Source organism: Nocardia sp. NPDC049220 (assembly GCF_040647855.1).
In the GTDB taxonomy this organism is placed as follows: Bacteria; Actinomycetota; Actinomycetes; order Mycobacteriales; family Mycobacteriaceae; genus Nocardia.
Genome location: NZ_JBEZDA010000001.1, coordinates 930,225 through 956,160 on the forward strand (window position 1 = coordinate 930,225; position 25,936 = coordinate 956,160).

The following is a 25,936-nucleotide window of genomic DNA, read 5'->3' on the forward strand; positions in this document are numbered from 1 at the left end:
ACGACCGCGCCGCGCGTCAGCGAGGCGTCGTCATGAGCGGATACCGCATCGCCACCATCCCGGGCGACGGCATCGGCGTCGATGTGACCGCGGAGGCGGTGGCTGTGCTCGACGCCGCGCTGCCCGGGCTGGAATGGACCGAATTCGATTGGTCCTGTGAGAACTACCTGCGTACGGGCGCGATGATGCCGCTGGACGGTGCGGAGCGGCTCGCGAGATTCGATGCGATCTTGCTCGGTGCGGTCGGCTTTCCCGGTGTGGCCGACCATGTTTCGCTGTGGGGCCTGCTGATCCCGCTGCGGCGCGCCTTCGGTCAGTACGTCAACCTGCGTCCGGTGCGTCTGCTGCCCGGCACCCAGTCGGCGCTGCGCGACCGGACTGCCGCCGATCTGGATATTCTCATCGTGCGGGAGAATTCCGAGGGCGAGTACTCCCGGATCGGCGGCATCCACAACGAGGGCCGTCCCGACGAGTTCGTGCTCCAGGAGTCGGTGTTCACCCGGACCGGGTGCGAACGGATCATTCGCTACGCGTTCGAGCGTGCTGCCGAACGGTCCGGGCAGTTGTGTTCGGCGACGAAGTCGAACGGGATCATCCACTCGATGCCCTACTGGGACAGCGTCTTCGAGCGGATCGCGGCTGAATATCCCCAGGTGGCCACTCGCCAGATGCATGTCGACGCGCTGGCCGCCGAACTGGTGTTGCACCCGGACCGGCTCGACGTGATCGTCGGTTCGAACCTGTTCGGCGACATACTCTCCGACCTCGCCGCCGCCGTCACCGGGGGGCTCGGGCTGGCACCCTCGGGCAATATCAATCCCGATCGCATCGCACCGTCGATGTTCGAGGCTGTGCACGGTAGCGCGCCGGATATCGCCGGTCAGGGCATCGCCAACCCGGTCGCGCAGATCCTGGCCGGTGCCATGCTGCTCGATCATCTCGGCGAAGCCGCCGCGGCGGCCGCGGTCGACCGAGCGGTATGCGATGTTTTGGCCACCGGCGAGACGCTCACTCCTGACCTCGGTGGAACCGCCACCACCGCCGACCTCGGCGCGGCGATCGCCGCCCGCGCCGCTGAACTGGCACGGCAACCTGCCGGATCCGACCCGCGCTGACCGGTGTGCCGGAGTCGTTGCGGTACACGCGATCACCGGGCCCGACCAGCTTCGAGCCCCGGACCGTCGGTTCCCGGTGGATCGCGAGCACGCGGATGCTTCGTTCCGCGCTGAGGTGCGCTGATCCAGGAGTCGCAGGGGGAGGCAGGTCGTGACGGGCGCGGAATGCGGTTGTCACCCGCGCAAGAGTGGCAGTGCGGTGCCGTCGTGTTGCGGCACCTCCTGACCACCGCCGATCGCTTCGCGTGGTGCCTCGGCGACGGCAATTCTCGAGGGCTGTCCGCCTGCCGAGCCGACAGGCGTGGGCCAGGCCGGAGACGTCGCTCGTCATGGCGCGAAACCAGCCGAGGGGGTCTCGTCGCAGTTCGAGACGTCCTCGGCGGGAACCGCGACGCATTCCACGGCCGGCTCGCAAAAGATCCGTCCGGACGGTCAGGCGGTGAGCCAGATGGCGTCCGCGGCGGGACGGCCGAGGTCGGTCGGTGATTCGGTGGCGCCGATGCGAATGGCGATGGTGCCCGCGAAGTCGCGGCGTTCGACGACCGTAATGGTGGTGTCCAGGGCGATACCGACGGAGTCGAAGTAACGCAGCATGTCGGGATCGGCGTCCGATATGCGCGCCACACGGCCGGATTCGCCCGCGTCGAAGTCGCTGAGTTGGCGCGCGGGCGGAGTGGGTACCGCGCCGTCCACCGACGGAATCGGGTCGCCGTGTGGATCGCGGTCGGGATAACCGAGTTTGGCGTCGATGCGGGCCATCAGCAGTTCGGAGACCGCGTGCTCGAGTACCTCGGCCTCGTCGTGCACTTCGTCCCATCCGTAGCCGAGTTCGTTGACCAGGAACGTCTCGATCAGCCGATGCCTGCGCACCATGGCGACGGCGGCGCGACGACCCGCTGCGGTGAGGGTGATCGCGCCATAGCGCGCATGCTCCACCAAACCCTGGTCGGCGAGCTTGCGCACCGCCTCGGAGACGGTCGACGCGGACACACCGATCCGCTCGGCGAGTAACTTGGTCGACACCTTCTCCTGTGACCACTCCTGTGCGGTCCAGATGACCTTCAGATAGTCCTGGGCGACCGACGAGAGCACAGGCGCGATCGTCGCGGTAGCGCCGCGTGGTACGCCTGGCGCGGGGGCGTCGGACAACTCGCGTCGGGTCGCGATATCTCGTTTACCGGGCACATACCCGAGCTTAGGCACATGCGTCCCGATACACACATCCCCGACACGGCGGCACGCGTCCGCGACACCGTGTCGGCCGGTCGAACGCAGCCGAGCGTCGTCCGATCCGCCGCGTCGGCAGATCGACGACCGCTGCTTCGTGCACGGTCAGCGTCGGCCGGCCGTGGTCGAGCGGCCCGCACCCGAGGGGCCGCATCGCCGAGCGTGTGACCTTCGCTTACCCCGTGCGATTACTCAGCAAGCGCCGCGCCTCGGCAACGCCATCGAATCGACTGCCGGTCAACTGCGCGGTGGACGGGCTGTCCACCGGCTGACCGGTGAGGTCGTAGAACGTCGCGGTGGCCGATCCGGACAATCGGTCGCCGGTCACCTCGAGTTCGAAGGCGACGATCCCTTTCCGCACCACGGCGGGATCGGCTCGATCGACGACGAATTCCAGGAACGCGCCGACGACGAGCGGGCCGTCGGCGCACCACGTGCCCATGCCGTTGCTGTCGCTCGTGGCGGGATTACCGCCGTCCGGATTCGACTGCAGCACAGTGCCGCCGGGGTGGAACTGCATCACGTGGTAACCGAACGGAGCTCCGTGGGCGATGACCTCCCAGGTGCCGAGGACAGGATGTCGATCGGTCATGCAGCCTCCTCGCAGACGCCGGCCAACAGTTCTATGCCGCGGTCGATATCGTCGTGTGGAACGTTGGCGAAGCTCAGCCTCATAGTGTTGCGGTGGTCGGTCTCGGTGTCGGAGTAGAAGGCGCTGCCCGGCAGGAAAGCGACGCCGCGCCGCAGCGCTGTGTCCAGAAGTGCGTCGGCGTCGAATCCTGGTGGGCACTCGATCCACAGAAACATCCCCCCATCGGGCATGACCCAGCGGAAGCCGGGTGGGAGCCGCCGCCCGATGGCGTCGACCACGGTGTCCAATTTGGCCGAGTAGGTATCGATGACGTGGGCGAGGTGCGTCGCGCCCGCCGCGCTACCGAGAAACTCGGCGGCGATCGCCTGGCAGTACGTCGACGTCTGCATATCGATGCCCTGCTTCAGGGCGAGCACATTCTTCAGCAGATCGGGACGCATGGCGGTGATTCCGACGCGGATAGCCGGCGCAAGGGTTTTCGACAGCGACGTGATGTAGATCGAGTTCTCCGGCGCAAAGGAATAGAGCGCTGGCAACGATACGCCGCGATACCGTAGATCGGTATAAACGTCGTCCTCGACCAGCAGCGCGCCGCGGCGAACGACGATATCCGCTATCTGTGTTCGCCGGTCGATCGGCATCGTTCGTCCGGTCGGGTTCTGGAAGGTCGGGAGCAGATACACGAAGGCGACGTCATATCGGGCCAGGGCTTCGTCGAGTGCTTCCGGCACGATTCCGAAATCATCGGACGGTACTGCGATGACGGTCGCCCCGTGGCTACGGAAGACCTTCACGGCAGGGCCGTAGGTCGGGGTCTCCACCAGAACGACGTCCTGGGGGTCCACCAGTGCCGAACACACGTTGTGCAATGCTCCGGAACCGCCGGTCGAGATATGCAGCCTTTCGGGGGAGCATTGAATATGGCGGTTGCTCAAAAGAATTCGAGCCTGTTCGAGAAGAGGCGCGAATCCCTGTGTCATGCCGTACTGGAGCACGGCGCTTCCGTACTTGGCGAGGACATCGTGGGACAACGTTGAGACGAGGTCGCCGGGCAACAGCGTGGGGTCAGGCGCCCCGACCGCGAAGGAGACGACCTCTGGGCGTCGTGCGAGTGCCGCGAAGATGTCGTCGATCGGCCCGCTGGTCACCGCGGCCGCGCCGCGGCTGGTTTTGACGAGCGCCATCTCACGAACCGATCAGGTGCTGCCGCCGAAGCTCGGCCACGACATCGGGTACCCGGGCGTCATATTCCGGCGTGAGGACGACGTCGTCGTTGAACAAGGGATCGGTCCGCATCTCCACCGCCGCGAGATCCTCGGCCTCGTCGAGGTTCACCGCCACATGGATGACACCCTCCGGGATATAGATGAACTGGCCGGGGCCGTGAAAGTAGGGCGTCAATTCCGGCCCGATCAGCGTCACCGCCGTACCACGCAGGCAGATGACAACGATCTCGCTGTGTGCGTGGTAATGCGCCTTCGACATCGCGCCGGGAGCCATGTTGACCATGCCCGCCGAGATGCCGGAGGCGCCACAGGTTTCTTCTGTGATGCAGGGGATCAGGCGTTGTCGTTGGCGTCCTAGGGTTTCTGCCGAATCGGATGGTCCGATCACACGCACATGTTTGACTGCGCTTTTCATGGGGGTACTCCAAAGTACTTCGGTCACCAACAGGACTGGACGGTAGACCATCGCCGTCGCTGACGCGAGACGAACGGTCGGATCGCGAAAATCAGCGGCTGCGTAGGCGCTTTCGTGCATGGATCCGACTCATTTCCGTGCCTGCGCCGGGAAATCACGCGCGTCGGTGGGGCGAGGGAGTAGCCGCCGACAGACGATGTCGTGAACGGCGACGTTGTGCGGTAGTCGTGCCCACCTCTTCCGACGCGGGGCCGGTGTGCGGTGTGTCGTCGGCCTTCCCGGGACCGGAACTAGGTACCGACGACATGCTCCGGGGTGACCTCGGGTCGGCTCGGATCGAGCGCACAGCGTTATGCTGTGACATCGGCACGCCTGAATACTGTTCGTCACCTGCTTTGCGTAGGCTGCGGGCTGTGCAGAGATGGCGAAGCCTCGACGATGTGCCCGCGGACTGGGGGCGTTGTGTCCTCACGATCGGTGTGTTCGACGGTGTGCACCGCGGCCACGCGCAGCTGATCAGCCGTGCGGTGAAATCCGCTGCCGCGCGCGGCGTGCCCGCAGCGCTGATGACCTTCGACCCGCACCCGATGGAAGTGGTGCGCCCCGGCTCTCATCCTGCTCAGTTGACCACCCTCACCCGCCGGGCCGAACTGGCCGAGGAACTGGGTGTCGACGTGTTCTGTGTGATGCCCTTCACCCAGGAATTCATGAAGCTGACCCCTGCGCGCTACGTTCATGACCTGCTGGTCGAACGATTGCACGTGGTCGAAGTCGTCGTGGGCGACAACTTCACCTTCGGCAAGAAGGCCGCGGGCACTGTCGCGACCATGCGCGAACTCGGCCAGCGCTTCGGTTTCGAAGTCGACGGTGTGAAGCTGCTCGCCGAACACGCGGTGACGTTCTCCTCCACCTACATTCGCGCGTGTGTCGACGCCGGCGACATGGCGGCCGCGGCCGAGGCGCTCGGTCGCCCGCATCGCGTCGAGGGCGTTGTCGTGCGCGGTGACGGCCGCGGTCGTCAACTCGGCTTCCCGACCGCGAACGTCGCACCGCCGATGCATGCCGCGATCCCGGCTGACGGCGTGTATGCGGGCTGGTTCACCGTGCTCGGCCCCGGCCCGACCATCGGCACCGTCACCCCGGGCGAGCCGGCGATGGCCGCCATCTCGGTGGGCACCAACCCGACATTCTCCGGACGTGCCCGCACGGTCGAGGCGTACGTGCTCGACGGCGAGGCGGATCTCTACGGTCAGCATGTCGCGGTCGACTTCGTCGAACACCTTCGCGGCCAGCGCAAGTTCGACTCGGTCGACGAACTCGTCGAGACCATGGGGCGCGACGTGGAGACCGCGCGCAAGACCCTGACCGCTGTCGACGGTCGGTAAGCGTCCGGACGACACGACGTCGAATTTCGTGGTCGCGCTGCTCGGCGTGCGGGCGTGGTGGCGAGCAGGGGCCATGGCGGATGTGCCCATGAGGAGCCGCCGCGGCACCGCCGTCCTGGTCGCCGACCCGCGGTTCGGGCGGCCCGCCCCGCGATTCGGCGGGAACAGCCCGGTCGGGTAGGGTGGATCCTCGGGTTTGCTGCGGTCCGCGGCGGCGCCCACACCGGGTAACCGGATATTCGAGCGCGGAACTGAGATACAGGAGTGGATGCCACATGGCGTTGACCACCGAGCAGAAGTCGGCGATTCTCGCCGAGTACGGCCTGCACGAGAAGGACACCGGTTCGCCGGAGGCGCAGATCGCGCTGCTGTCCAAGCGGATCGCCGACATCACCGAGCACCTGAAGAAGCACAAGCACGACCACCACACCCGCCACGGTCTGATGGCGCTCATCGGTCGCCGTAAGCGGCTGTCGAAGTACCTGCAGGACAACGACATCAACCGCTACCGTTCGCTGATCGAGCGCCTCGGTCTGCGTCGGTGACGTCGGCCGCGCCTCGGCGCGGCGTGTTCGCGGCCTCCTGATGGCAATCCGGCGAGCGGCCATTGCTTGCGACCCCGTCGCGGGGCAAGGCCGCTCGCCTGCGCGGCGGCCGCGAACGACGCACGATGGCCTCGCATGAGGATGGTCGCGGGAGCAATGAGCGTGACGTGCTCGACCCGCGACTTCCGAGGGGTCGACAGCTCGGCCAACGGGGAGACGTACACTCTTCTCGTTGGCTCTTTGTGTATGAGGGGTGGATTCGCCCCGTCGCACGACAACAGTGGATAGCCGTATGCATCCGCCCGCGTGGCGTCGGTCTTCGGTAGTGGCCTTTCGGCAGCGAGTTCGCGCCGTCGGGCTTCGATCGATGACCGCCTCCGCGTCGCCGCATCCACGGGGATTCGGCCGGGTGCGCGCGTCGCAGCCAGATGGTTGCCGCGCGCCCGTACCTGGTATGGCTGACGACAGCCGGATCGCGCCCACAACGCGCTCGAGCCGGCGAAGACGAGAGGTTGAGAGAAGAGAATGACCGAAACAACTGAACGTAAGACCTCGGCCGTCGAGGTCGAGCCAGGAGTGTTCGAATCCGTCGCGCTGATCGATAACGGCAGCTTCGGCACCCGCACTGTTCGCTTCGAGACCGGACGGCTGGCCCGCCAGGCCGCCGGCTCGGTCGCCGCCTATCTGGACGACGAGACCATGCTGCTGTCGGCCACCACCGCGGGTAAGCACCCCAAGGACCAGTTCGACTTCTTCCCGCTGACGGTCGACGTCGAAGAGCGGATGTACGCCGCGGGCCGCATCCCCGGCTCGTTCTTCCGCCGGGAGGGTCGCCCCTCGACCGACGCGATCCTGACCTGCCGCCTGATCGATCGCCCCTTGCGCCCCTCGTTCGTCGACGGCCTGCGCAACGAGATCCAGGTCGTGGTCACCGTGCTGAGCCTCGACCCGAACGACCTGTACGACGTGGTCGCGATCAACGCCGCGTCCGCGTCCACCCAGATCGCCGGACTGCCGTTCTCCGGCCCGGTCGGCGGTGTGCGTGTCGCGCTGATCCAGCACGGGGCCGCGTCGCAGTGGGTCGCGTTCCCGACCGTGGAGCAGCTCGAGGGTGCCGTGTTCGACATGGTGGTCGCGGGCCGCGTGGTCGAGTCCGGTGACGTCGCCATCATGATGGTCGAGGCCGAGGCCACCGACAAGGTGCTCGAACTCATCGACGGCGGCGCGCAGGCGCCCACCGAAGCGGTCGTGGCCGAGGGGCTCGAGGCGGCCAAGCCGTTCATCGCCCGCCTGTGCAAGGCACAGCAGGATCTTGCCGAGCTGGCGGCCAAGCCGACCGGCGAGTTCCCGCTCTTCCCGCCGTATGAGGCCGACGTGTACGAGGCGGTCGAGGGCACCGCCAAGCGTGAACTGGGCGAGGCGCTGAGCATTGCCGACAAGCAGGAGCGCGAGGCGAAGATCGACGAGGTCAAGCTCGCCGTGCTCGACCGGCTGGGCGACGACTTCGCCGGCCGGGAGAAGGAACTGGGCGCGGCATTCCGCTCGGTCACCAAGAAGCTGGTGCGCCAGCGGATTCTGACCGACGGTTTCCGGATCGACGGTCGCGGCCTTGCCGACATCCGCGCGCTGTCCGCCGAGGTCGCCGTGGTGCCGAGGGCACACGGCTCCGCGTTGTTCGAGCGTGGTGAGACCCAGATCATGGGCGTCACCACCCTCGACATGGTGAAGATGGCCCAGCAGGTCGACTCGCTCGGCCCGGAGACCAGCAAGCGCTACATGCACCACTACAACTTCCCGCCGTTCTCCACCGGTGAGACCGGCCGCGTCGGCTCGCCCAAACGCCGCGAGATCGGCCACGGCGCGCTGGCCGAGCGGGCGCTGATCCCGGTGCTGCCGAGCCAGGAGGAGTTCCCGTACGCCATCCGCCAGGTCTCGGAGGCGCTGAGTTCCAACGGTTCCACCTCGATGGGTTCGGTGTGTGCCTCCACCTTGTCGCTGCTGAACGCCGGTGTGCCATTGAAGGCGCCGGTCGCCGGTATCGCCATGGGGCTGGTGTCGGACACGATCACCAACGACCAGGGTGAGGAGGAGGTCCGCTATGTCGCGCTGACCGACATCCTCGGTGCCGAGGACGCGTTCGGCGATATGGACTTCAAGGTCGCGGGCACCCCCGAGTTCGTGACCGCGCTCCAGTTGGACACGAAACTGGACGGCATCCCCTCACAGGTGCTGGCCGGGGCACTGAGCCAGGCGCGGGACGCGCGCACGACCATCCTGGACGTGATGGCCGAGGCCATCGCCACCCCGGACGAGATGAGCCCGTACGCGCCGCGCGTCACCGCGATCAAGATCCCGGTGGACAAGATCGGCGAGGTGATCGGCCCCAAGGGCAAGGTGATCAACCAGATCACCGAGGACACCGGTGCCAACATCTCCATCGAGGACGACGGGACCGTGTTCGTCGGCGCGACCGACGGCCCGTCGGCGCAGGCCGCGATCGACGCGATCAACGCCATCGCCAATCCGCAGCTGCCGAAGGTTGGCGAACGTTTCCTCGGCACGGTCGTCAAGACCACCGCCTTCGGTGCGTTCGTCTCGCTGCTGCCCGGTCGTGACGGCTTGGTGCACATCTCCAAGCTGGGTAACGGCAAGCGTGTCGCCAAGGTCGAGGACGTGGTGAACGTGGGCGACAAGCTGCGCGTCGAGATCGCCGATATCGACAACCGCGGCAAGATCTCGCTGGTGCCGGTCGACGAGAACGCCGAAGAGCCCGCCGATGACGCGGTCGATGCGGACGTGGCCGGGACCGAGTAGTACTTGCCTCTGTGACGAAAAAGACGACGACAACCCCTCTGCTCAGCAACGGGCGGGGGGGTTCGTCACTGGAGCTACGGACGGACGCCGACACCGGAGTGCGGCGCACCGTCCTTCCCGGCGGGTTGCGTGTGGTCACCGAGCACCTGCCCGGGGTGCGTTCGGCCTCGGTCGGCGTCTGGGTGGGTGTCGGGTCCCGTGACGAGGGGCCGACGGTCGCAGGTGCCGCGCATTTCCTGGAGCACCTGCTGTTCAAGGCGACACCGACCCGAACAGCACTGGACATCGCCGAGGCGATGGACGCGGTCGGCGGTGAGCTCAACGCGTTCACCGCCAAGGAGCAGACCTGCTACTACGCGCATGTGCTCGATGATGACCTGCCTCTGGCGGTCGACCTGGTCTCCGATGTGGTGCTCAACGGTCTGTGCCGGTCCGTGGACGTCGATGTCGAGCGTCAGGTGGTGCTCGAAGAGATCGCCATGCGCGACGACGATCCGGAAGACCTGGTCGGCGACGCGTTCTTGACCGCGCTGTTCGGCGACCACCCGATCGGCCGTCCGGTGATCGGCTCGATCGAATCCATCGAGGCCATGCAAGCGGCGCAGCTGCGATCGTTCCATCTGCGGCGCTACCAGCCGAACCGGATGGTGGTCGCGGTCGCCGGCAACGTCGAGCACGAGCACACGGTGGAGTTGGTGCACCGTGCTTTCGGGAACCGGCTCGACCTTGCGGCGACGCCCGCGCCGCGGCGGGAGGGTCGGTTCCGCCCGCATGGTACGCCACAGCTGAACCGGAGTTACCGCGACAGTGAACAGGCGCATTTGGCCTTCGGTGTGCGGGCTTTCGGGCGGCATGAGGGGCAGCGGCGCTGGCCGCTGTCGGTGCTCAACACGGCGGTGGGCGGTGGGCTGAGTTCCCGTCTGTTCCAACGAATTCGGGAAGAGCGCGGATTGGCGTACTCGGTGTATTCCAGCGTCGACACTTTCGCCGACACCGGCGCTTTCTCGGTCTACATCGGCTGCCAGCCGGAGAACCTCGGCGAGGTGGCGGCGCTGGCGCGCGGCGTGTTGGAGGAGGTGGCCGCCCACGGCATCACTGACGCCGAGTGTGCTCGGGCCAAGGGTTCGCTGCGCGGCGGCCTGGTGCTCGGTCTGGAGGATTCCGCCTCGCGGATGAACCGGATCGGACGCAGCGAACTCAGCTACGGAAACCACCGCAGCGTGTCCGAAACGCTCTCCCGCATCGATGCCGTCACCACCGACGAGGTGTCCGCGATCGCGCGCACGCTGCTGTCGAGGCCCGTCGCCGCTTCGGTGGCCGGGCCGTACAAGCGCACAAGGGATCTGCCTGCCGCGGTCCGTCGGCTGGTACCGAACTGAGCCAGGCTTCGGTGCGGCGAATCCGGTCGATTGACCCGTGATCGTCGGTGTCGTGCGACGCGGCGGCTTGGTGAAAGTCCGGCGCCGCGATACTGTTTCGGCCGACCCGCAGGTGGATTTCGCGTCGGGTAAGGCTGAACTCGATCGGCCGGATATCGAATCCGACGATCTATGGCAAGGAGTCGAGATGAACCGAACCCATCGTGCCCTTTGTGTGCTCGGCGCTGTCTCGATGCCGATTCTCGTGCTGTCCGCGTGCGGCGATGGAAACGTCGACAGCGCGGCCGGACCGACCTCCGCCGCGCTGCGCGGCGAAGCCTCGAAGCTGGTGGCCGCGTTGGCGAGTCACGATTACGCGGCCGCGTATCAGGTCCGCTCCGCGCGCTGCAAACTCACGCTGAACCAGGACGATTTCGTGGCGTCCATGGCGCAGCGTTATGACGGCAGAGACCTGACGACCAAGCCGTCAGAACTCACCGTCAGCACGTCCGGATCTACTGGGACGGTGACGATGACACACTTCGACGCCCGCGCGAGCGAGGACGATCCCAAGCCGACGACCTGGACGTTCATCGACGGGCAGTGGCGGTTCGACAGCTGCTGAGCGCAGCGGACGCACAGCAGCCGTGGTGGCGAATGCTGCCGAATCAGTTGAGCTTGGCCCGGTTGGCAGCTTCGACGATCGTGGGCACCAACCCGGGTAGGGCCGATTCGAGTTCCTGGGCCCGCAGGCGCTGGCAGGTCTGACCGTCGACGATCAGACGCTCGATGACGCCCGCATCGCGCAGGATCCTGAAGTGATGGGTAGCGGTCGATTTGTTGATCACATCGTAGAGCGCACTGCAGCGGACCGCCGTTTCCGCGTTACTGAGCCGGCGCACCATCTCCAGGCGCACCGGGTCCTGCAAGGCGCCGAGCACGGTGGACAGCGAGGCCACCGGAGGCGCTTCATCCGCTGCTCGTTCAGCGTTGGCCATGATAAAGTTCACTCCCAGGTTTGATGATCATCGTACTGGTTGTAGGGTCAGTCGCTGTTCGATCATCATCAAACTTACCGGATCGGAGTTCTGGTGCTAGCAACAGTCGCGGTGGCAGCGGACAAGCAGACCGCGCAGCGCTGGGCATACACCTTGGTGCTGGTGGCGTCTGGCGTGGCACTCGGGGTTTCGGGTGTGCCCGCACCGCTGTACGGCATTTACCAGCAGCAATGGAACATCTCAGCGCTCACGACGACGATCGTGTTCGCCGCGTACGCGTTCGCCGCGCTGGGCGCGGTGCTGGTAACCGGGCGCGTCTCCGACGTCGTCGGCCGCAAGCCGGTCCTGCTTGTCGCTGTCGCGACGATGGTCGCGGGGCTGATCGTGTTCGTGCTCGCCGATAGTGTGCCGATGCTGGTGCTGGCCCGTGCCCTGCACGGCGTCGCGGTCGGCTCGACCGTGGTCGCGGGTGCCGCCGCGCTGCTGGATTTGCGTCCGCACCGCGGCGCCCGATCCGGGCAACTCAGCGGCGTCGCATTCAATGTCGGCCTGGCGGTGGCGACTCTCGGCTCGGCGCTGCTGGCGCAGTATGCGCCGCATCCGCTGCGCACGCCCTACGTCGTGGTCACCGTCGTCTGTCTCGCGATCGGCGCCGGTGTGCTGGCGCTGCGTGAACCGCACGCGACGCGGGCGGCAGGCCGCATCCGAATCGCGAAACCGTCCGTTCCGCACGAGATCCGCGGCGACTTCTGGTTCTCGGCGATCGGCGTGATGGCGGCCTGGTCGGTCCTCGGCGTGCTGCTGTCGCTGTATCCCTCGCTGGCCGCGCAGCAGACCGGCATCCACAACCTGGTCTTCGGCGGCGCGGTCGTCGCCTCGACTGCGCTCTCCGGTGCCGTCGCACAGCTGTCCGCGACGGGGGTGCCCGCCCGCCGGGCCGCAATCATCGGCGATATCGGCATGGCGCTAGCGCTGCTGCTGACGGTACCCGCGCTGGCTACCCACAACTGGATCGCGGTACTCGTCGCCGGCGTCGCGCTCGGCGCGACGTTCGGACTCGGCTTCGGCGGTTCGCTGCGCCATCTGTCCGAGGTGGTGCCGCACCACAAGCGCGGCGAAACGATGTCGGCGTACTACCTGCTGGCGTACTCGGCGATGGCGCTGCCCGCCATTCTGGCCGGCTGGGCGGCGACCACGTGGGGCCTGAACACCGTCTTTCCCTGGTTCGTCGGGCTCGTCGCCCTGGCCTGCCTGTCTGCCGCCGGACTCGGGCTGGTGCGCAACCGAGAGGTGACCCGCCCGGCGGCATGAGCGGCGATTGGCTTTTCTTCCGCACCATCCGCTAATGTTTTGTGTCGCATCACGGCACCATCTCGATGCGAATGCGGATGTAGCGCAGCTGGTAGCGCATCACCTTGCCAAGGTGAGGGTCGCGGGTTCGAATCCCGTCATCCGCTCCACGAGAAGCTGATCCAGGCTGGTGATCGCCCCGGACCTGGTCTCGTTTCCTCCCAATGATCGAGCAGCGAAGGCGTCGCCGGTCCATGCCGCGGCTGTCAACCTTTCGTCTTCGTGCTCGGACCGCCACCGCCGCGCTGTCGCTCCGCCCTGCCGATCTCGCCTGGGATCGGCAGCCAGTAGAACGAAACGAACGCGGCGATCACGGCGAGTCCCAGCGCGGGAAGCAGGAGACCCAGCAAAATTCCGCCGGCTATCCAGACGAGGGCGAGCCGGAATCGCCAGCTGATGGCTCGCGCGCCGGCGGAATCGATCGTGGCGGCGAGCAGCCGGTGATTTCGACGCGCGTATTCCCAGATCGCGTTGAACAGGATGGCCGCCAGCTCGAAGGTGAGGCCGTGGAACACGACGGCAGTGCGCTGCCCGTGCCCATCGTGGAAGGCCTTGGCCAACACCGAGGCGGCGAACGGCAGGAACGCGATATCCATGAGGAGCACGGTGTTCAGGAACAGCACCACTCGATCGACCCGGCGGATGTGATCGAACATCACGTGGTGATTGACCCATATCTGCCCGATCAACAGGAACGTGACGACGTAAGCCAGGTAGGACGGCCAGAGCAGGGCCAGGCCGTGCAGCAGGTTCTGGGTGTCTTCCGGTACGCGGATCTCCAGGACCAGCAGAGTGACGGCGATGGCGGTGACCGCGTCGCTGAACGCGGTGACTCGCGCGGGATCGCGCCGCGTGCCGAACGGCGTCGACCTTCTCGACTCACCAACGGATTCGGTCATCCTCCCAGTGTGCGGTACCGAACGCCGCAGCTCGCGGAGCTGAAAGCAGGTCATCGACCGTGACAACACTCAGACCGTAGAACCCGAGCCTTGGCCGCGTCGCGTCAGAACTTGCCGGTCTGATGATCGATGCGGTGTCGCAGGTGCGCGCCGAACTCGATGCGGAAGCTGTCGGTGAGCGGTGGCCAGCCCCAGAAGTCGAAGGCGAGCGCGCCGAGCGCGAAACCGGACGGCCAGTGCCACTCGGTGACGGGAACGACATCCGCACAGGAGTGGCAGGCGACCGCCCCGACACCCGTCTGTTTCCACCCGTCGATGGCGTCCCGGAAGGGCTGCCAGGCCGCGGGATCGGCCTCCCACTGCCGCGGGTAGTCGATGATCACGGTCTTCGCGTGGCAGTGCGGACACACGGCGGAATCCGGTTCGATCGCGCCCTGCCCACCGAAATGGTCGGCGCGCCCGACGATTACGGCTACCGGTCCGGGAATCCACTCGCCCCAATCCTGGGTGATCTGCGGCCAGTCGGGGCCTGGCACATAACCTTTGTCCACACCGAGGCTGTACATCGCGTCGCCGGACATCTCCCGCGAGAGCAGCCGGCGGGAGAACATCCATTCCAACGCCCGAGTTGCCAGCGCGTCCGCCTCCGCGGCGGTCACCTCGATGTCGACGATTCGTTCGAAGAAATCACCCATGGTTGTTCTAATACCTCCTGCGTAGTGCTGCTCATACTGACAGCACCGACCGACAACCCTCAGCTCTTCGCGTTGCCGGCCCGACGCCGTCACCGAAGAGAGACCGGGGTACTCGGCCCTGCGCTCAGGATGCCCGTGCGGGCGTGGCCGGGCGCAGCCTGCTTCTGAGTATCGCCACGCCGGCCGCGGCCTGGACGGCGTACATCGCCAGCAGCAGCCACAGGACCGCACCCCAGTCGCCGGTATGCACCTGCAATGCGCTCAGCGCGGCGACACCGCCTCCGGCCAGGGCATAGCCCAGACCATGGGTTACCGCGGAGATCGTGGTAACCCATGCTGGTTCGGGCGCGCTCAGGGGCACCAGGGTGAGCACCAAAGACAGCGATCCGAGCCCGACGCCCACGGCGACTGCCCACAACCAAGAGAGTGTGGCCGGCATCCACCACAGACCGACCAACCCGGCGGCCGGTATCGCGGTAGCGAAAGCGATCGGCAGGCCGGGGCGTGAGCGACGCAGCATACCCGGTAACAGCATGGCGACCGGAATGCCCGCGGCGGCAGCGATTCCGAGTAGCATCCCGGCCTGTGCGCGGTCGACACCGGCGGCCTGATAGATCGAGGGCAACCAGCTCGTGACGCCGAACGCGGTGACGGCCCACGCGGCGAACAGAACTGCCAGCAACCACGACTGCCAACGGCGCAGCACCCAGCCCCATGGTACGGAAGTGCGCTGCACAGCAACGGTCTTCGTGAAGGGGATCGCGTCGATGGACTGTCGTCGCGCACGAAGCCAGGCAACGAGAGCCAGTGCGCACAGCGGCGCCCACACTCCGAGACCCCACCGCCACGAGGTGGCGGCGCTGACCGGCGCGGTCAGGAACGCCCCTGCGGCGCTGCCGATTCCGATGGCGGGGGCGTAGATCGCGGTCAACCGCGTGACCCCGGCGCCGGAGCGACCGGCGATGACCGGAAGCAGCGTCGCCACCACCGCGGTGGCCAAGGCCGTGACGGTGGTGCCTACCAGCAGCAGTCCCGCGCCGCCCGCTACTCGCACGACCTGGCCGATCGCCATGATCGCCAGCGCACCGGCGACGGTGCGGTCCAAGCCCCACCGTGCGGCGCACCGTGGCGTCAGGATCCCGCCCGCCGCGTAGCACCACAGCGGGACCGTCACGATCCATCCGATGACAGTCGGGTTGACGCCGGTCGCGTCCGGTACGAACCCGAGCACCGCTCCGATGCTGGTGATGGGCGGGCGCAGGCTGAATCCCGCGGCGGCGATCGCGATCGCGATCGGCGCCCAGGCCGCGTTGCGCGAATTCGCTGGTGCCGTACCAGGTGCCGCCGCTGATGTATCTGTCACCGTGCTGCCTCAGATCGTGGCTGGCTGCGGGCGATCCAGTGGCAGACCGAGTAGTCGGCTGACGTTGCGCCAGGCGACGTTCTCGATGAGTTCGTCGTCGGCGCCGACTCCCAGCGCATCGATCCGCCATCGGCCGCGCAGCGCGGCCAGTTGCGGACCCATGTCCTCCATCGGGTAGTCCAGGGCCACGCCCACTCTCGTCGCTCCGACCCCGCACACGGCAGCCCAGAACGCCATCGGGTCGGTGACTCCGGACGTAGTGACGAACAGGTTCGTGCGCAGGTAGTGCGAGGGCGGATGGTCGAGGCGATACCCGTGCCGATCGGCATTGGCGACCAGCCAGCGGGAATCCAACCGTGATGGTGCCGCCAGCAACCCTTCGCCCGCGTGGCCGAGTATCACGGTGAGCCCGTCGGTCGGGGTGCGATCGAAAACGCCGGAGAACAGCAACCGCAGGAAATGCGCCGCGGTTTCCACACCCCATCCGTACAGGGGCCCGCGCAGTTCCGGATGCCCCGCCGTCCACGCACAGGCATCAGGGGAGTTCGCGGGGTGCAGGTACAGCGGAACGCCCAGGTCCGCGACGGCGGCCAAGAAGTCCGCGTACTGCGGTTCGTCGAGGTAGGACCCGCAGGTGTGACCGTTGACCAGCACTCCAACCATCCCGAGTTCGAGTACCGCGCGACGCAGTTCCCGGATCGCGCCCGTCGGGTCCTGGAGCGCGACGGTGGCGAATCCCGCGAAACGATCGGGCGCCGAGGCCGCCACGGTCGCGATCAAGTCGTTTGTGCGGGCAGCCAATCCGGTGGCTTTCGCCGCATCGGGTTCGACCTGGATGCCGGGGGCGGTCGGCGACAGAACCTGCATCCGCACGCCATGGGCGTCCATGTCGGCTAGCCGCTCATCACCGAGGTCCCGGAGTTTGTGTTCGGCCTGCGTCCAGTAGGCGGCGTCGAGGTTCGCACGGGCTCCGGCCACGTACTCGAGGAGAAAGCCGGGGAGAACGTGCTCCTCGATGGTGACGATTCGGTCGAGGGGACCGGTGATCGGCGATGAGGTCATCGCAGTCCTTTCGGTGGTGTCGATCAGCGTGGGGGTCAGGTTGGTGCGGTCGATCCCGCGTCAGGTCAGGTGACGACCGCGTCACGCGGGTTGGCTGGACGCTGGGCGTGCAGGCTGTGCACGGGGTCGGGCAGCAGTGCGCGCCCGACGAAGGCGTCCATGCCGAATCCTGGACCGAATCCCGCGCCCAACACCGGCGCACCCCAGGCCGGACGCAGCTCGGGGCGGGTGGCGATCAGCGATAGCGCGTCCAATACCGCTGAAGACATGAAATTGCCGCGGGTCAGCGACAGCCAGGCGGGTGCGACCTGATGCGCGGTGAGACCGAGTGCCTGCGCGGCATCGCGAATGATGGTGTTTCCACCGGAGTGCAGCGCGCAGATCGCCAGATCGGCACCGGTCCAGCCATGCCTGCCGAGTAGCGCGCGCATGGTCGGCCCCAGCGCCGGAATGGACCGCACCGCATCAGTGGTCAGTCGGAATCGAAGCCCTTCGTCGGTAGCGACCCAAGCGATCGAATCCGGAGTGCCCGGCACCTCGTATCGCGTGACATCGAGCAGTTCGATGCCCTCGTCGAGCGAACAGGAGACGACGGCCGCCGCGGCAGCGTCCGAGAACAGCGTGCTGGACACGATGCTGCCTACCAGCGTGACGTCGTCCACGTCCCGCTCGACGTGGAAATGCGGCGAGGCGACATCGGCAGTGACGATCAGGACGGTGTCGCGCGGATATGCGCGCAACCACGTCTGAGCCATGGTGATCGCGTGCGCTCCGCCTCGGCAGCCCATTCCGAACACCGGCATAGCCGCGCAACTCGCGCGAAGTCCCAGCGCGCGCGCCAGTGCGGTGACTGGTGAGGGCATCGCGATCAGCGTAGAAGTCTCGAGGATGACCAGGTCCACGTCGAGGGCAGACAGACCGGCGGACCGCAGTGCCGCCCGTGCGGCTGGCACGGCATACGCGTGGAAGGCATCCCACGCGGCCGCGTTACGGGCGGCGAGGCCGTGCACGGCCACGATCTCATCGATAGTCAGATGCAGGGGGTGCACCTCGATGGCGAGCCGCCTCGCCATGCCGATCGCTCGCTCCGCCGCCAGCGCGAGCGGACTGCCCGCGGGGAAAACTCCCTCATACTGCTGCCGCACAGTCGTGACCAACATGTCGTGGGACACTTCGTGTGGCGGCACCGCTACGACCGGGACCGACAGTCTGGGATGTATCGCGGGCGTATTCACGGATCTGTTTCGTCCAATCTCTGTTCGACCGAGCGCCGGATGTCCCGAGGGATAAGTCGGCAACACGGCATCGCCAGAATCGGACTTTCAGCCCGCACGCCGTTAGTAGGGAGACCCCTACATCTAGTCCCACCGCTGCGAATATCGCGGTGCGAAACGACATTCGGCCTGACTAGGATCCAGCGGCAGAGCCCGTGAAGATCGGCGAAACGGGCTGTCGATCGGCCGGAGGTGACGTGTCGGTGGTATCACCGGGACGAGATGCAGGACCACTGGTGGGCCGCGCGGCGCAGCTGCGCGTCCTGCTCGAGGCACTCGGCGACGCGCGGGAGGGAGCGACCGCGGCGCTCTCGGTGGCGGGGGAACCTGGCATCGGTAAGACGCGGCTGCTGCGTGAGGTAACGGTGCAGGCCGAAGCTCTCGGTGTGCAGGTGCTCCAAGGGCGAGGTACCGAGTTGGAGCGGGATATTCCGTATGCGGTGCTGATCGACGCACTCGACCAGCCGCTCGGTGCGCTGCGCCGATCGGAGATGAAGGCTATCGGCGCGGACGGGCTCGCGGAATTGGGGCGGCTGCTCCCTTCACTGAGCGCGTTGGCGTCTCCGCTGGCCACATCACTGCAGATCGAACGGTATCGCTGCCACCGTGCCATTCGGATGGCCCTGCACCAGCTGGCGGCGCGGCGGCCGGTGCTGCTGGTGTTCGACGATGTCCACTGGGTCGACCACGCCTCCGTGGAGGTGATCGCGCATCTGTTGCGCCACCGCGTGCCGGGGCTGGCGTTGGTTCTGGCCCACCGCTCCACCCAGTTGCCGGAGACGCATGCCTCGGTGCTGGCCGACGCCGCTTACGACGGAAGTCTGACCACGCTGGAAGTGGGCCCGTTGTCGCTGGAGGAGGCCGCCGAACTACTGCCTGCGGACCATCTCGACCGCGCCGAGTTGACCTACTTGCATCGCGAGTGCGGCGGCAATCCGTTCTACCTCCAAGAGCTCGCCCGTGCCCGGCTTCGGCCGGGTGGAATCCTGCTCGGCGGCGCTTACACTCCCGACGATCTCTCCGAAGCGCCGCCCGTTATTCAGGCCGCGCTGGAGCAGGAGGTCCACGCATTGTCACCGAATTCACGGCTGCTGCTGGAGTCCGCGGCGGTGTCCGGCGGATTGTTCGATCTCGACCTGGCCGTCGAGGTCGCCGAACTGACCGAGGCCCAGTCCCATGACGGCACCGATGAATTGGTGCGCGCCGGACTGGTGAACGAGACCGGAGTGCCTGGGCGGCTGGCGTTCCGGCATCCCATCGTGCGCCGAGCCATCTACCAGCGCACCGGATACGGCTGGCGGCGACGCGCGCATCGCCGGGCCGCCGCGGCGTTGGCCCGGCGCGGCGCCGCGCTGTCCGTACGCGCGCACCATATCGAACACTGTGGCGAGGTCGGAGACGAGCAGACCATCGCGTTGTTGAACGAGGCGGGGGTGGCCGCCGCGCCGCGCGCGCCGGTCGCTGCCGCGCGGTGGTTCCGTGCGGCGTTGCGACTGCTGCCCGACGACGCACCGACGCAGCAGCGGCTGGCGTTGTCCATGGCGCTGGTCGACGTGTTGAGCGTGACCGGCCACCTGGGTGAATGCAGCCAAGTGCTGCGCCGGGCGTTGGAACTCATCCCGCCGGACGAGGCAGACGACCGGGTGCGGGTCATGGCGAGGATCGCCCTGACCGAACAAGGGATCGGTAATGCCAAGGAGGGGCGCCGGCTGCTGACCGCGGCGTTGGCGTTGACCGCGCCGGGCAGTCTCGAGGCCGCCGGTCTTCGGCTGGAATTAGCCAAGAATCACCTGATGATGCGCAATTGGCAGGAGGCAACCCTGGTCACCAGGGAGGTACAGCAGTCGGCGAGTGTGCGTGACGACCCGCGGCTGTATCTCGTAGCGACAGCGGCGAGCGCATACATGGGTACCCTGCATGGCGGACAATCGTTGGTCGACGGGCTCGCGTACCTGGACGAGGCGGCCTCGGCGCTGGACACCCTCAATGACACCGAGGTCGCCCCCGCTTTGCTGGACGGGCTCACCAACGTCGTGTACGCCGAGGTGTCCTTCGAGCGGTGGCGGAACGCGGTGGCACATGCGGAGCGCGGCATCCGATTGTGCCGCGATACCGGACACGGCCGGTACCTGGTCGAGCTTCAGCACCTGCGCGCATTGGCCTTCATGATGCAGGGCCGCCTCGACACCAGTTTGTCCGCTGCGGCGGCCGCCGCGGAAACCGCACTGCTGTTGGACAATTCGCCAATCGTCGCGTTGACCGAGGCGACGCGCTGTTGGGTGCTCTCGCAACTGGGCCGCACCACGGATTCTCTGGCGTCCGGCGCGCTCAGCATGCGTGTCAACGCCCAGATGCCGAATGCCCTGTTCGCCTGGCACGCCCCACTGGTCTACGGTTGCGCGCTGATCGATGCGGGCCGCTACCGCCGTGGGCGTCAGGAGATCATCAAGGTCGCCGCCGGTGATGCTCTCACCACGATCTACCCGACTCTCATGCCCTATTTTTACCGGTTTCTGGTCGATGCCGAACTTGCTCTCGGACGGGTCGACGCCGCGGAGCAGGTAACGCGACAGGTCGAGTCGATCGTCGACGGCATGCCCTCGATGCACATGCGAATCGGTGACGCGCGCTACTGCCGCGCGAACGTGCAACTGGCTCGCGAGGAAGTACGGGCGGCCGTTGACACTGCGGCGCAGGCCGTCGCGGAGTACGAGGTCAGCGGTACTGCGGTGGAAAGCGCTCGGGCGCGGCTGCTGTTCGGGCACGCTCTCGCCGATTTGCAGGACGTGGCCGCGGCGAAGACCGAATTCGACACGGCGCTGGCGGCATTCGAACTGTACGGCGCCGAACGTCTCGCCGAACGCGCGCGTATGGCGCTGCGCAGGGTCGGCGAGCGACAGACGGCCGGACGACGCAGCCGGTCCGCCGCGACGACGGTTCGGCTCGGCGATCTGACCGAGCGGCAATTCGAGATTGTCAACCGGGTCGTCCTCGGCCGCACCAACCGGCAGATCTCCCAAGAGCTCTTCCTGAGCGAGAAGACCGTCGAGGCCCATCTCACGCGCCTGTACACCAAACTCGGCGTCTCCTCGCGGGCCGAACTCGCCGCCCTCGCGGCAAGTGACCGGATCCGGCGTCGCACGTGACGTGTGGTGCACCCGGATTCGAGCCCCCGTGGCCGCACCATCAGGACGTACCGCGGTTCCGGTGATCCGCCGCTCATCGGTCGCGTACTTCCCGCTGCGCGACCGGAGCGGTTAGCCGGCCTCGCGTCTCGAAGGATGTCGCCTGATCGCCCCGGCAGAGCAGTGCCCGGAAATTCTGTTGTCCGGTCCGACGGCAGCGCCGTAACGTCGTTGCCCGTTTCGGATACCGAACAACCGAAGGAGATTTAGTCATGAAACCCGTTACCGAAGGCGACATCAGGTCGTCGTTCGTCAACTGTTCGAAAGGTGACGCCAAGCGGCTACCCGTGCCGCGAGATCTGGACGATCGACCCTGGGACGACCTCGACTTCCTCGGCTGGGGCGAGCCGTCGTTGCCCGGGCGAGGCTATCTCGTCGTCCCGCGCGACGGTGGTCTCGTCGGGGTAGCGCTGCGCTTCCCGACCGGCGGTTCCGGCCGGCCGCAGATGTGCACGATCTGCCTGACCACGCACTCTGGCGGCGACGTCGCGTTGATGACCGCGCACAAGGCCGGCGAATCCGGACGGAGGGGAAACTCGGTCGGCACCTACATGTGCACCGATCTCGCCTGCTCGCTCTATGCGCGCAGTAAGAAGAAGCCCGCACTCGGCAGCCGATACCGCGAAGATCTCACACCCGAGGAGAAAATCGAGCGCGTGCGCGGCAACATGAACGCGTTCCTCGCCACGCTCTACGCCTGATCCATCCGGACACCAACCCGCTACGCAGCCGACCCGCTACGCACCGGAACGGAGGTAGATGCCGTGCGCCGACACTCGAGGACCAGGCTGTCGAGGCACCCCGAGTTCACCAGTGCCGCATGTGACTCGGGGTCGTCGGGATTGCTCGCCGGTCGAGACTGCCCGGGCGCTCGGGGGCGATCCCGTCCGGCGTGGACTCCGCTCCGCCGGCGCGCGCGACCGACCCGGGCGAGAATCCGAGATCGGCTCTCCCCTTCGGTCCAGTGACCGAACGGGGTACGGCCCGTAGTCGTTACGTCGGCCAACCGCCGTACGGAACGGTGATCAACTCCAGGAAATGGCCACTCGGGTCCAGGAAGTAGACGCCACGACCGCCGTCATTGTGATTGATCCGGCCGACACCTTGCTGGCGCGGGTCGGCCCAATGCTCCAGCCCGTAGCGCTGGATCTTGGTGTAGGCCTCGTCGAACTCTGCCTCGGAGACGAGGAAGGCGTAATGCTGCGGCGGGATCTCGGTGCTGTTGGCCGGCACGGTCGCGAAGTCGAAGGTGACGCCGTTATCCGCGGCTACCGGAATGAACGGCCCCCACGGTGGTCCGATTGTCACTCCCAGGATGTCCGCCCAGAATTCGGCGGACTCCCGGTTGTCGCGGCAACCGACAATGGTGTGATTGAACTGTATAGACAGTGCAATTTCTCCTCTGGTCGTGCCGACCCTGTCCCGGGCTCGGTACGAGGCGGCCAACGGGAGCCCCGTCACGGTCGAAGAAGTTAGCATTCGGCTGCGGAGTCCGCGAGCGTTTGTGACACGCGTCCCGATACGCGCCCGATTCGGGGCAGTCCGCTAATTGCCGCGCCGGCTCCGCGTGATCGATGCGGCGTGTCTTCCGGACGTTTCCGCCGAGCGGCCGTCCGCCGGGCCTGTGCCTGGGACAGTGCGAACGGTAGCGTCGGCGGAATGAAGATCCGTGGGGCGGTCCTGGAGCAGATCGCGGCGCCGATACCGTACGCGGAGTCGGCGCCGATCAAGGTGTCCGAGTTGGAACTGGGTGACCCGGGACCGGGGGAGTTGCTGGTTCGGATCGAAGCGGCGGGGTTGTGCCACTCGGATCTGTCCGTGGTGGACGGCAACCGGGTGCGACCGGTGCCGATGCTGCTCGGGCACGAGGCCGCCGGACGGATCGAGGCGATCGGACCCGGCCAGAGCGATCTCGCGATCGGGCAGCGCGTCGTGATGACCTTCCTGCCGCGCTGTGGGGAATGCGCGGGATGTGCGACCGACGGACGCACGCCCTGCGTCCCTGGCAGCGTCGCCAACAACGCGGGCGAACTGCTCGGGGGCGGGCGGCGGCTGGTCCGCGACGGCACCGAGGTGCACCACCACCTGGGCGTCTCCGCATTCGCGACGCACGCCGTCGTCGATCGCAGATCGGTGGTTCCGGTCGATGACGACGTGCCGCCGGAGGTCGCGGCCGTGCTCGGCTGTGCCGTCCTGACCGGTGGTGGCGCCCTGCTGAATTCGGCGAAGCCGAGGCGGGGGGATCGGATCATGGTCGTGGGCCTGGGTGGCGTCGGCATGGCGGCCGTTCTGGTCGCGGTGTCGTTCGCGGCCGAAGGTCACGAGGTCATCGCGGTCGACACAGTGCCCGAAAAGCTAAGTATCGCAACAGATCTGGGCGCACATGCGGCATACACGCCGGCTGAGGTCGCCGAGCTCGGTGTCCAGGCGGACGTGGTGGTGGAGGCGGCGGGAAACATCCGCGCCTTCGACACCGCGGTGGCGGCGACCGCGCCCGGCGGCATCACGGTCACTGTGGGCCTCCCGGCGCCGGACGCCCGCGCGAGCATTTCTCCGCTGGCCTTGGTCGCCCAGGGGCGGTCGATCGTCGGCAGCTACCTCGGCTCCGCCGTCCCCGCCCGCGACATCCCCGAATACGTCCGAATGTGGCGCGCGGGCCGCCTTCCGGTCGAGCGGCTCGTTTCGGCCCACATCGGCCTCGACGAGGTCAACCGCGCCATGGACGAACTCGCCGCGGGCCACGCCCTGCGACAGGTGATCGTCTTCGAGTGAACGCCGCGCGCCACGTCGTGTCGAATTGGGGCGTCGAACTGACCAGATGGTTGCATCGCGGATTGGTGGCCGATCACGCGGGCATGCTGTTGCTGCCCGCGCCAGGACATGGCACACGACCCGGCTTCGTCCGGATCGAGCGGCGGCGGCAACGGATGGTCGAGTGGATTACCGCCGAGCAGTGCGCCGACGCCACGCGTGTGCTGCGGTGGATGGCGGCGAACATGGCAGGCCCGCCGAGCAGTTGGCATCGCTCGTCGAGTTGAGGGCACGGGACACGAATTGTCGGGGATACGTCCCACTGCGCAGGTCAGCCGACCGCCGACGCGGCGCGCTCGATAGGCTGACACCGGTCGAAGTGGAACGAGGAGGTGCGGTGGCCATTCAGGTCGGAGTGCTCGGAGCACGTGGCAAAGTCGGACAGGCGATCTGCGCGGCGGTGGACGCCGCTGCCGATCTGGCGCTGGTTGCCGCCGTCGACAAGGATGATCCACTCACCCTGTTCACCGAGGCGAACGCCCAGGTGGTCGTCGACTTCACTCACCCCGATGTGGTGATGGGAAATCTGAAGTTTTTGGTGGACAACGGTATTCACGCGGTGGTCGGCACCACCGGGTTCGACGCGGCCCGGCTGGCGCAGGTGCGCGGCTGGCTGGCCGGCCACCCGGAGACCGGCGTGCTGATCGCACCGAACTTCGCCATCGGCGCCGTGCTGTCCATGCGATTCGCGGAGCAGGCCGCTCGGTTCTTCGACTCCGTCGAGGTCATCGAGTTGCACCACCCGAACAAGGCGGATGCGCCGTCCGGCACCGCCTACCGCACTGCGGGCCTGATCGCCGCCGCCCGCGCCGAGGCGGGTGTTGGCCGCAGCCCGGACGCGACGACGACCGAACTGGACGGTGCCCGCGGCGCCGACGTGGACGGGGTCCGGGTGCATTCGGTGCGCCTGGCCGGTCTGGTCGCGCACCAAGAGGTGCTGTTCGGCACGCAGGGGGAAACTCTCACCATCCGGCACGACTCGATCGACCGTTCGTCGTTCGCTCCCGGTGTGTTGCTCGGCGTGCGCGAGATCGCGAACCGTCCGGGACTCACCGTCGGACTCGACCCGTTTCTCGATCTGTGAACAGTCCGGAATCGGTCCCGAGCGGACAGAGCAAGGACATCGTCAAAGTCGTCGCGCTCATCGCGGCCCTGGTGCTGGTGCTCGGTTTCTATTTCCTGCTGCTCGGCCGCATCGCGTTCAGTCTGATCGGTTCCGGTGGCGTGGCGGCGATCATCATCGGCGTCGGTGTGCTGATCCTGCCGCTGCTCGGTGTCTGGATCGTCGCGGCGACCGTGCGCGCGGCCCTCGCGCATCAGCATCTGGCCCGGCGCATCCACGAGGAGGGCCTCGAGCTGGACACCTCGGAGCTGCCCCGCAAGCCATCCGGCCGAATCGAACGCGAGGCCGCCGACACGCTGTTCGCGACGATCAAGGCCGAGTGGGAAGCCGACCCGGACAACTGGCGGGTTTCCTACCGGCTCGCGCGCGCCTACGACTACGCGGGCGACCGCACCAGGGCCCGCGAGACCATGCGCCGCGCGGTCGCGTTGGAACGGAACGAGCGCGACGTCACCTGACCGCTGAACGGTCGGTCCGCCGATACCATCGCACGGTGGCC

General features: G+C 67.2%; 24 protein-coding genes and 1 tRNA gene. 14 read left to right on the plus strand and 11 right to left on the minus strand.

The window, feature by feature from the left end; genetic code table 11:
• Positions 1–32: 32 nt before the first annotated feature.
• Complete coding sequence (locus AB0C34_RS04020) at positions 33–1,115, plus strand: tartrate dehydrogenase (RefSeq protein ID WP_357067202.1); 1,083 nt, start codon at positions 33–35, stop codon at positions 1,113–1,115.
• 432 nt (positions 1,116–1,547) lie between these two features.
• Here the strand turns inward: AB0C34_RS04020 and AB0C34_RS04025 are convergent, their stop codons facing one another.
• The 4 genes from AB0C34_RS04025 to AB0C34_RS04040 form a co-directional block, all read right to left on the minus strand.
• A complete protein-coding gene (locus AB0C34_RS04025; RefSeq protein WP_357068467.1) occupies positions 1,548–2,216 on the minus strand; it encodes a metal-dependent transcriptional regulator in 669 nt (222 codons plus the stop codon).
• A 301-nt stretch (positions 2,217–2,517) separates the two neighbouring features.
• Entirely contained in the window at positions 2,518–2,934 is a 417-nt protein-coding gene (locus AB0C34_RS04030) for a hypothetical protein (RefSeq protein ID WP_357067204.1), read from the minus strand.
• Positions 2,931–4,118, minus strand: a complete 1,188-nt coding sequence (locus tag AB0C34_RS04035) for a PLP-dependent aminotransferase family protein (RefSeq protein ID WP_357067205.1) — start codon at positions 4,116–4,118, stop codon at positions 2,931–2,933. Before AB0C34_RS04035 ends, AB0C34_RS04030 begins: the two co-directional genes overlap by 4 nt.
• A gap of 1 nt (position 4,119) precedes the next feature.
• Positions 4,120–4,695: a cupin domain-containing protein gene (locus tag AB0C34_RS04040; protein ID WP_357067207.1), complete on the minus strand. Its 576-nt coding sequence runs from the start codon at positions 4,693–4,695 to the stop codon at positions 4,120–4,122.
• Positions 4,696–4,988: 293 nt separating this feature from the next.
• On the opposite strand from AB0C34_RS04040, the gene AB0C34_RS04045 reads away from it, so the two are divergent.
• The 5 genes from AB0C34_RS04045 (at position 4,989) to AB0C34_RS04065 (ending at position 11,302) form a co-directional block, all read left to right on the plus strand.
• Positions 4,989–5,960: a bifunctional riboflavin kinase/FAD synthetase gene (locus AB0C34_RS04045; protein WP_357067209.1), complete on the plus strand. Its 972-nt coding sequence runs from the start codon at positions 4,989–4,991 to the stop codon at positions 5,958–5,960.
• 275 nt (positions 5,961–6,235) lie between these two features.
• Positions 6,236–6,505, plus strand: coding sequence for a 30S ribosomal protein S15 (gene rpsO, locus AB0C34_RS04050; RefSeq protein ID WP_039799352.1), 270 nt, complete (start codon positions 6,236–6,238; stop codon positions 6,503–6,505).
• Between the two features lie 525 nt (positions 6,506–7,030).
• Positions 7,031–9,319, plus strand: a complete 2,289-nt coding sequence (locus tag AB0C34_RS04055) for a polyribonucleotide nucleotidyltransferase (protein ID WP_357067211.1) — start codon at positions 7,031–7,033, stop codon at positions 9,317–9,319.
• 68 nt (positions 9,320–9,387) lie between these two features.
• Entirely contained in the window at positions 9,388–10,698 is a 1,311-nt protein-coding gene (locus tag AB0C34_RS04060; RefSeq protein ID WP_357068469.1) for a pitrilysin family protein, read from the plus strand.
• A 37-nt stretch (positions 10,699–10,735) separates the two neighbouring features.
• On the plus strand, positions 10,736–11,302 hold the full coding sequence (locus AB0C34_RS04065) for a hypothetical protein (protein WP_357067213.1): 567 nt from the start codon (positions 10,736–10,738) through the stop codon (positions 11,300–11,302).
• 43 nt (positions 11,303–11,345) lie between these two features.
• Here AB0C34_RS04065 and AB0C34_RS04070 read toward each other — a convergent pair whose 3' ends face one another.
• The gene (locus AB0C34_RS04070; RefSeq protein ID WP_357067215.1) at positions 11,346–11,675 is read right to left on the minus strand and encodes a helix-turn-helix domain-containing protein; all 330 of its coding nucleotides are present in this window, start codon (positions 11,673–11,675) and stop codon (positions 11,346–11,348) included.
• Between the two features lie 93 nt (positions 11,676–11,768).
• On the opposite strand from AB0C34_RS04070, the gene AB0C34_RS04075 reads away from it, so the two are divergent.
• Positions 11,769–12,986, plus strand: coding sequence for an MFS transporter (locus tag AB0C34_RS04075; protein ID WP_357067217.1), 1,218 nt, complete (start codon positions 11,769–11,771; stop codon positions 12,984–12,986).
• A 73-nt stretch (positions 12,987–13,059) separates the two neighbouring features.
• Positions 13,060–13,135: transfer RNA gene (locus AB0C34_RS04080), tRNA-Gly, on the plus strand.
• Between the two features lie 96 nt (positions 13,136–13,231).
• Here the strand turns inward: AB0C34_RS04080 and AB0C34_RS04085 are convergent.
• From AB0C34_RS04085 to AB0C34_RS04105, 5 genes are all read right to left on the minus strand, one after another.
• Positions 13,232–13,924 carry a TMEM175 family protein gene (locus AB0C34_RS04085; RefSeq protein ID WP_357067219.1) on the minus strand — a complete coding sequence of 231 codons (693 nt, stop codon included), beginning with the start codon at positions 13,922–13,924 and terminating at the stop codon, positions 13,232–13,234.
• Positions 13,925–14,028: 104 nt separating this feature from the next.
• A complete protein-coding gene (locus AB0C34_RS04090) occupies positions 14,029–14,619 on the minus strand; it encodes a hypothetical protein (RefSeq protein WP_357067221.1) in 591 nt (196 codons plus the stop codon).
• Between the two features lie 124 nt (positions 14,620–14,743).
• Positions 14,744–15,982 carry an MFS transporter gene (locus tag AB0C34_RS04095; RefSeq protein WP_357067223.1) on the minus strand — a complete coding sequence of 413 codons (1,239 nt, stop codon included), beginning with the start codon at positions 15,980–15,982 and terminating at the stop codon, positions 14,744–14,746.
• Between the two features lie 9 nt (positions 15,983–15,991).
• On the minus strand, positions 15,992–17,044 hold the full coding sequence (locus tag AB0C34_RS04100; protein WP_357067225.1) for an amidohydrolase family protein: 1,053 nt from the start codon (positions 17,042–17,044) through the stop codon (positions 15,992–15,994).
• Positions 17,045–17,109: 65 nt separating this feature from the next.
• Positions 17,110–18,204 carry a hypothetical protein gene (locus AB0C34_RS04105; RefSeq protein WP_357067227.1) on the minus strand — a complete coding sequence of 365 codons (1,095 nt, stop codon included), beginning with the start codon at positions 18,202–18,204 and terminating at the stop codon, positions 17,110–17,112.
• A 350-nt stretch (positions 18,205–18,554) separates the two neighbouring features.
• Here AB0C34_RS04105 and AB0C34_RS04110 point away from each other — a divergent pair, with 350 nt between their 5' ends.
• Together AB0C34_RS04110 and AB0C34_RS04115 are read left to right on the plus strand one after the other, a co-directional pair.
• Positions 18,555–21,464 carry an AAA family ATPase gene (locus AB0C34_RS04110; protein WP_357067229.1) on the plus strand — a complete coding sequence of 970 codons (2,910 nt, stop codon included), beginning with the start codon at positions 18,555–18,557 and terminating at the stop codon, positions 21,462–21,464.
• A gap of 251 nt (positions 21,465–21,715) precedes the next feature.
• Positions 21,716–22,204: an FBP domain-containing protein gene (locus tag AB0C34_RS04115; RefSeq protein WP_357067230.1), complete on the plus strand. Its 489-nt coding sequence runs from the start codon at positions 21,716–21,718 to the stop codon at positions 22,202–22,204.
• Positions 22,205–22,496: 292 nt separating this feature from the next.
• Here AB0C34_RS04115 and AB0C34_RS04120 read toward each other — a convergent pair whose 3' ends face one another.
• On the minus strand, positions 22,497–22,892 hold the full coding sequence (locus AB0C34_RS04120; protein ID WP_357068470.1) for a VOC family protein: 396 nt from the start codon (positions 22,890–22,892) through the stop codon (positions 22,497–22,499).
• Between the two features lie 270 nt (positions 22,893–23,162).
• Here AB0C34_RS04120 and AB0C34_RS04125 point away from each other — a divergent pair, with 270 nt between their 5' ends.
• The 4 genes from AB0C34_RS04125 (at position 23,163) to AB0C34_RS04140 (ending at position 25,895) form a co-directional block, all read left to right on the plus strand.
• Positions 23,163–24,275 (plus strand): alcohol dehydrogenase catalytic domain-containing protein, encoded by a 1,113-nt coding sequence (locus tag AB0C34_RS04125; protein ID WP_357067232.1) that lies wholly within the window; start codon positions 23,163–23,165, stop codon positions 24,273–24,275.
• A complete protein-coding gene (locus AB0C34_RS04130; RefSeq protein WP_357067234.1) occupies positions 24,272–24,541 on the plus strand; it encodes a hypothetical protein in 270 nt (89 codons plus the stop codon). Before AB0C34_RS04125 ends, AB0C34_RS04130 begins: the two co-directional genes overlap by 4 nt.
• Positions 24,542–24,651: 110 nt before the next feature.
• The gene (gene dapB, locus AB0C34_RS04135; protein ID WP_357067236.1) at positions 24,652–25,398 is read left to right on the plus strand and encodes a 4-hydroxy-tetrahydrodipicolinate reductase; all 747 of its coding nucleotides are present in this window, start codon (positions 24,652–24,654) and stop codon (positions 25,396–25,398) included.
• Positions 25,395–25,895, plus strand: a complete 501-nt coding sequence (locus tag AB0C34_RS04140) for a hypothetical protein (RefSeq protein WP_357067238.1) — start codon at positions 25,395–25,397, stop codon at positions 25,893–25,895. The genes dapB and AB0C34_RS04140 overlap by 4 nt, the downstream gene beginning before the upstream one ends.
• The last annotated feature ends 41 nt before the right edge of the window (positions 25,896–25,936 follow it).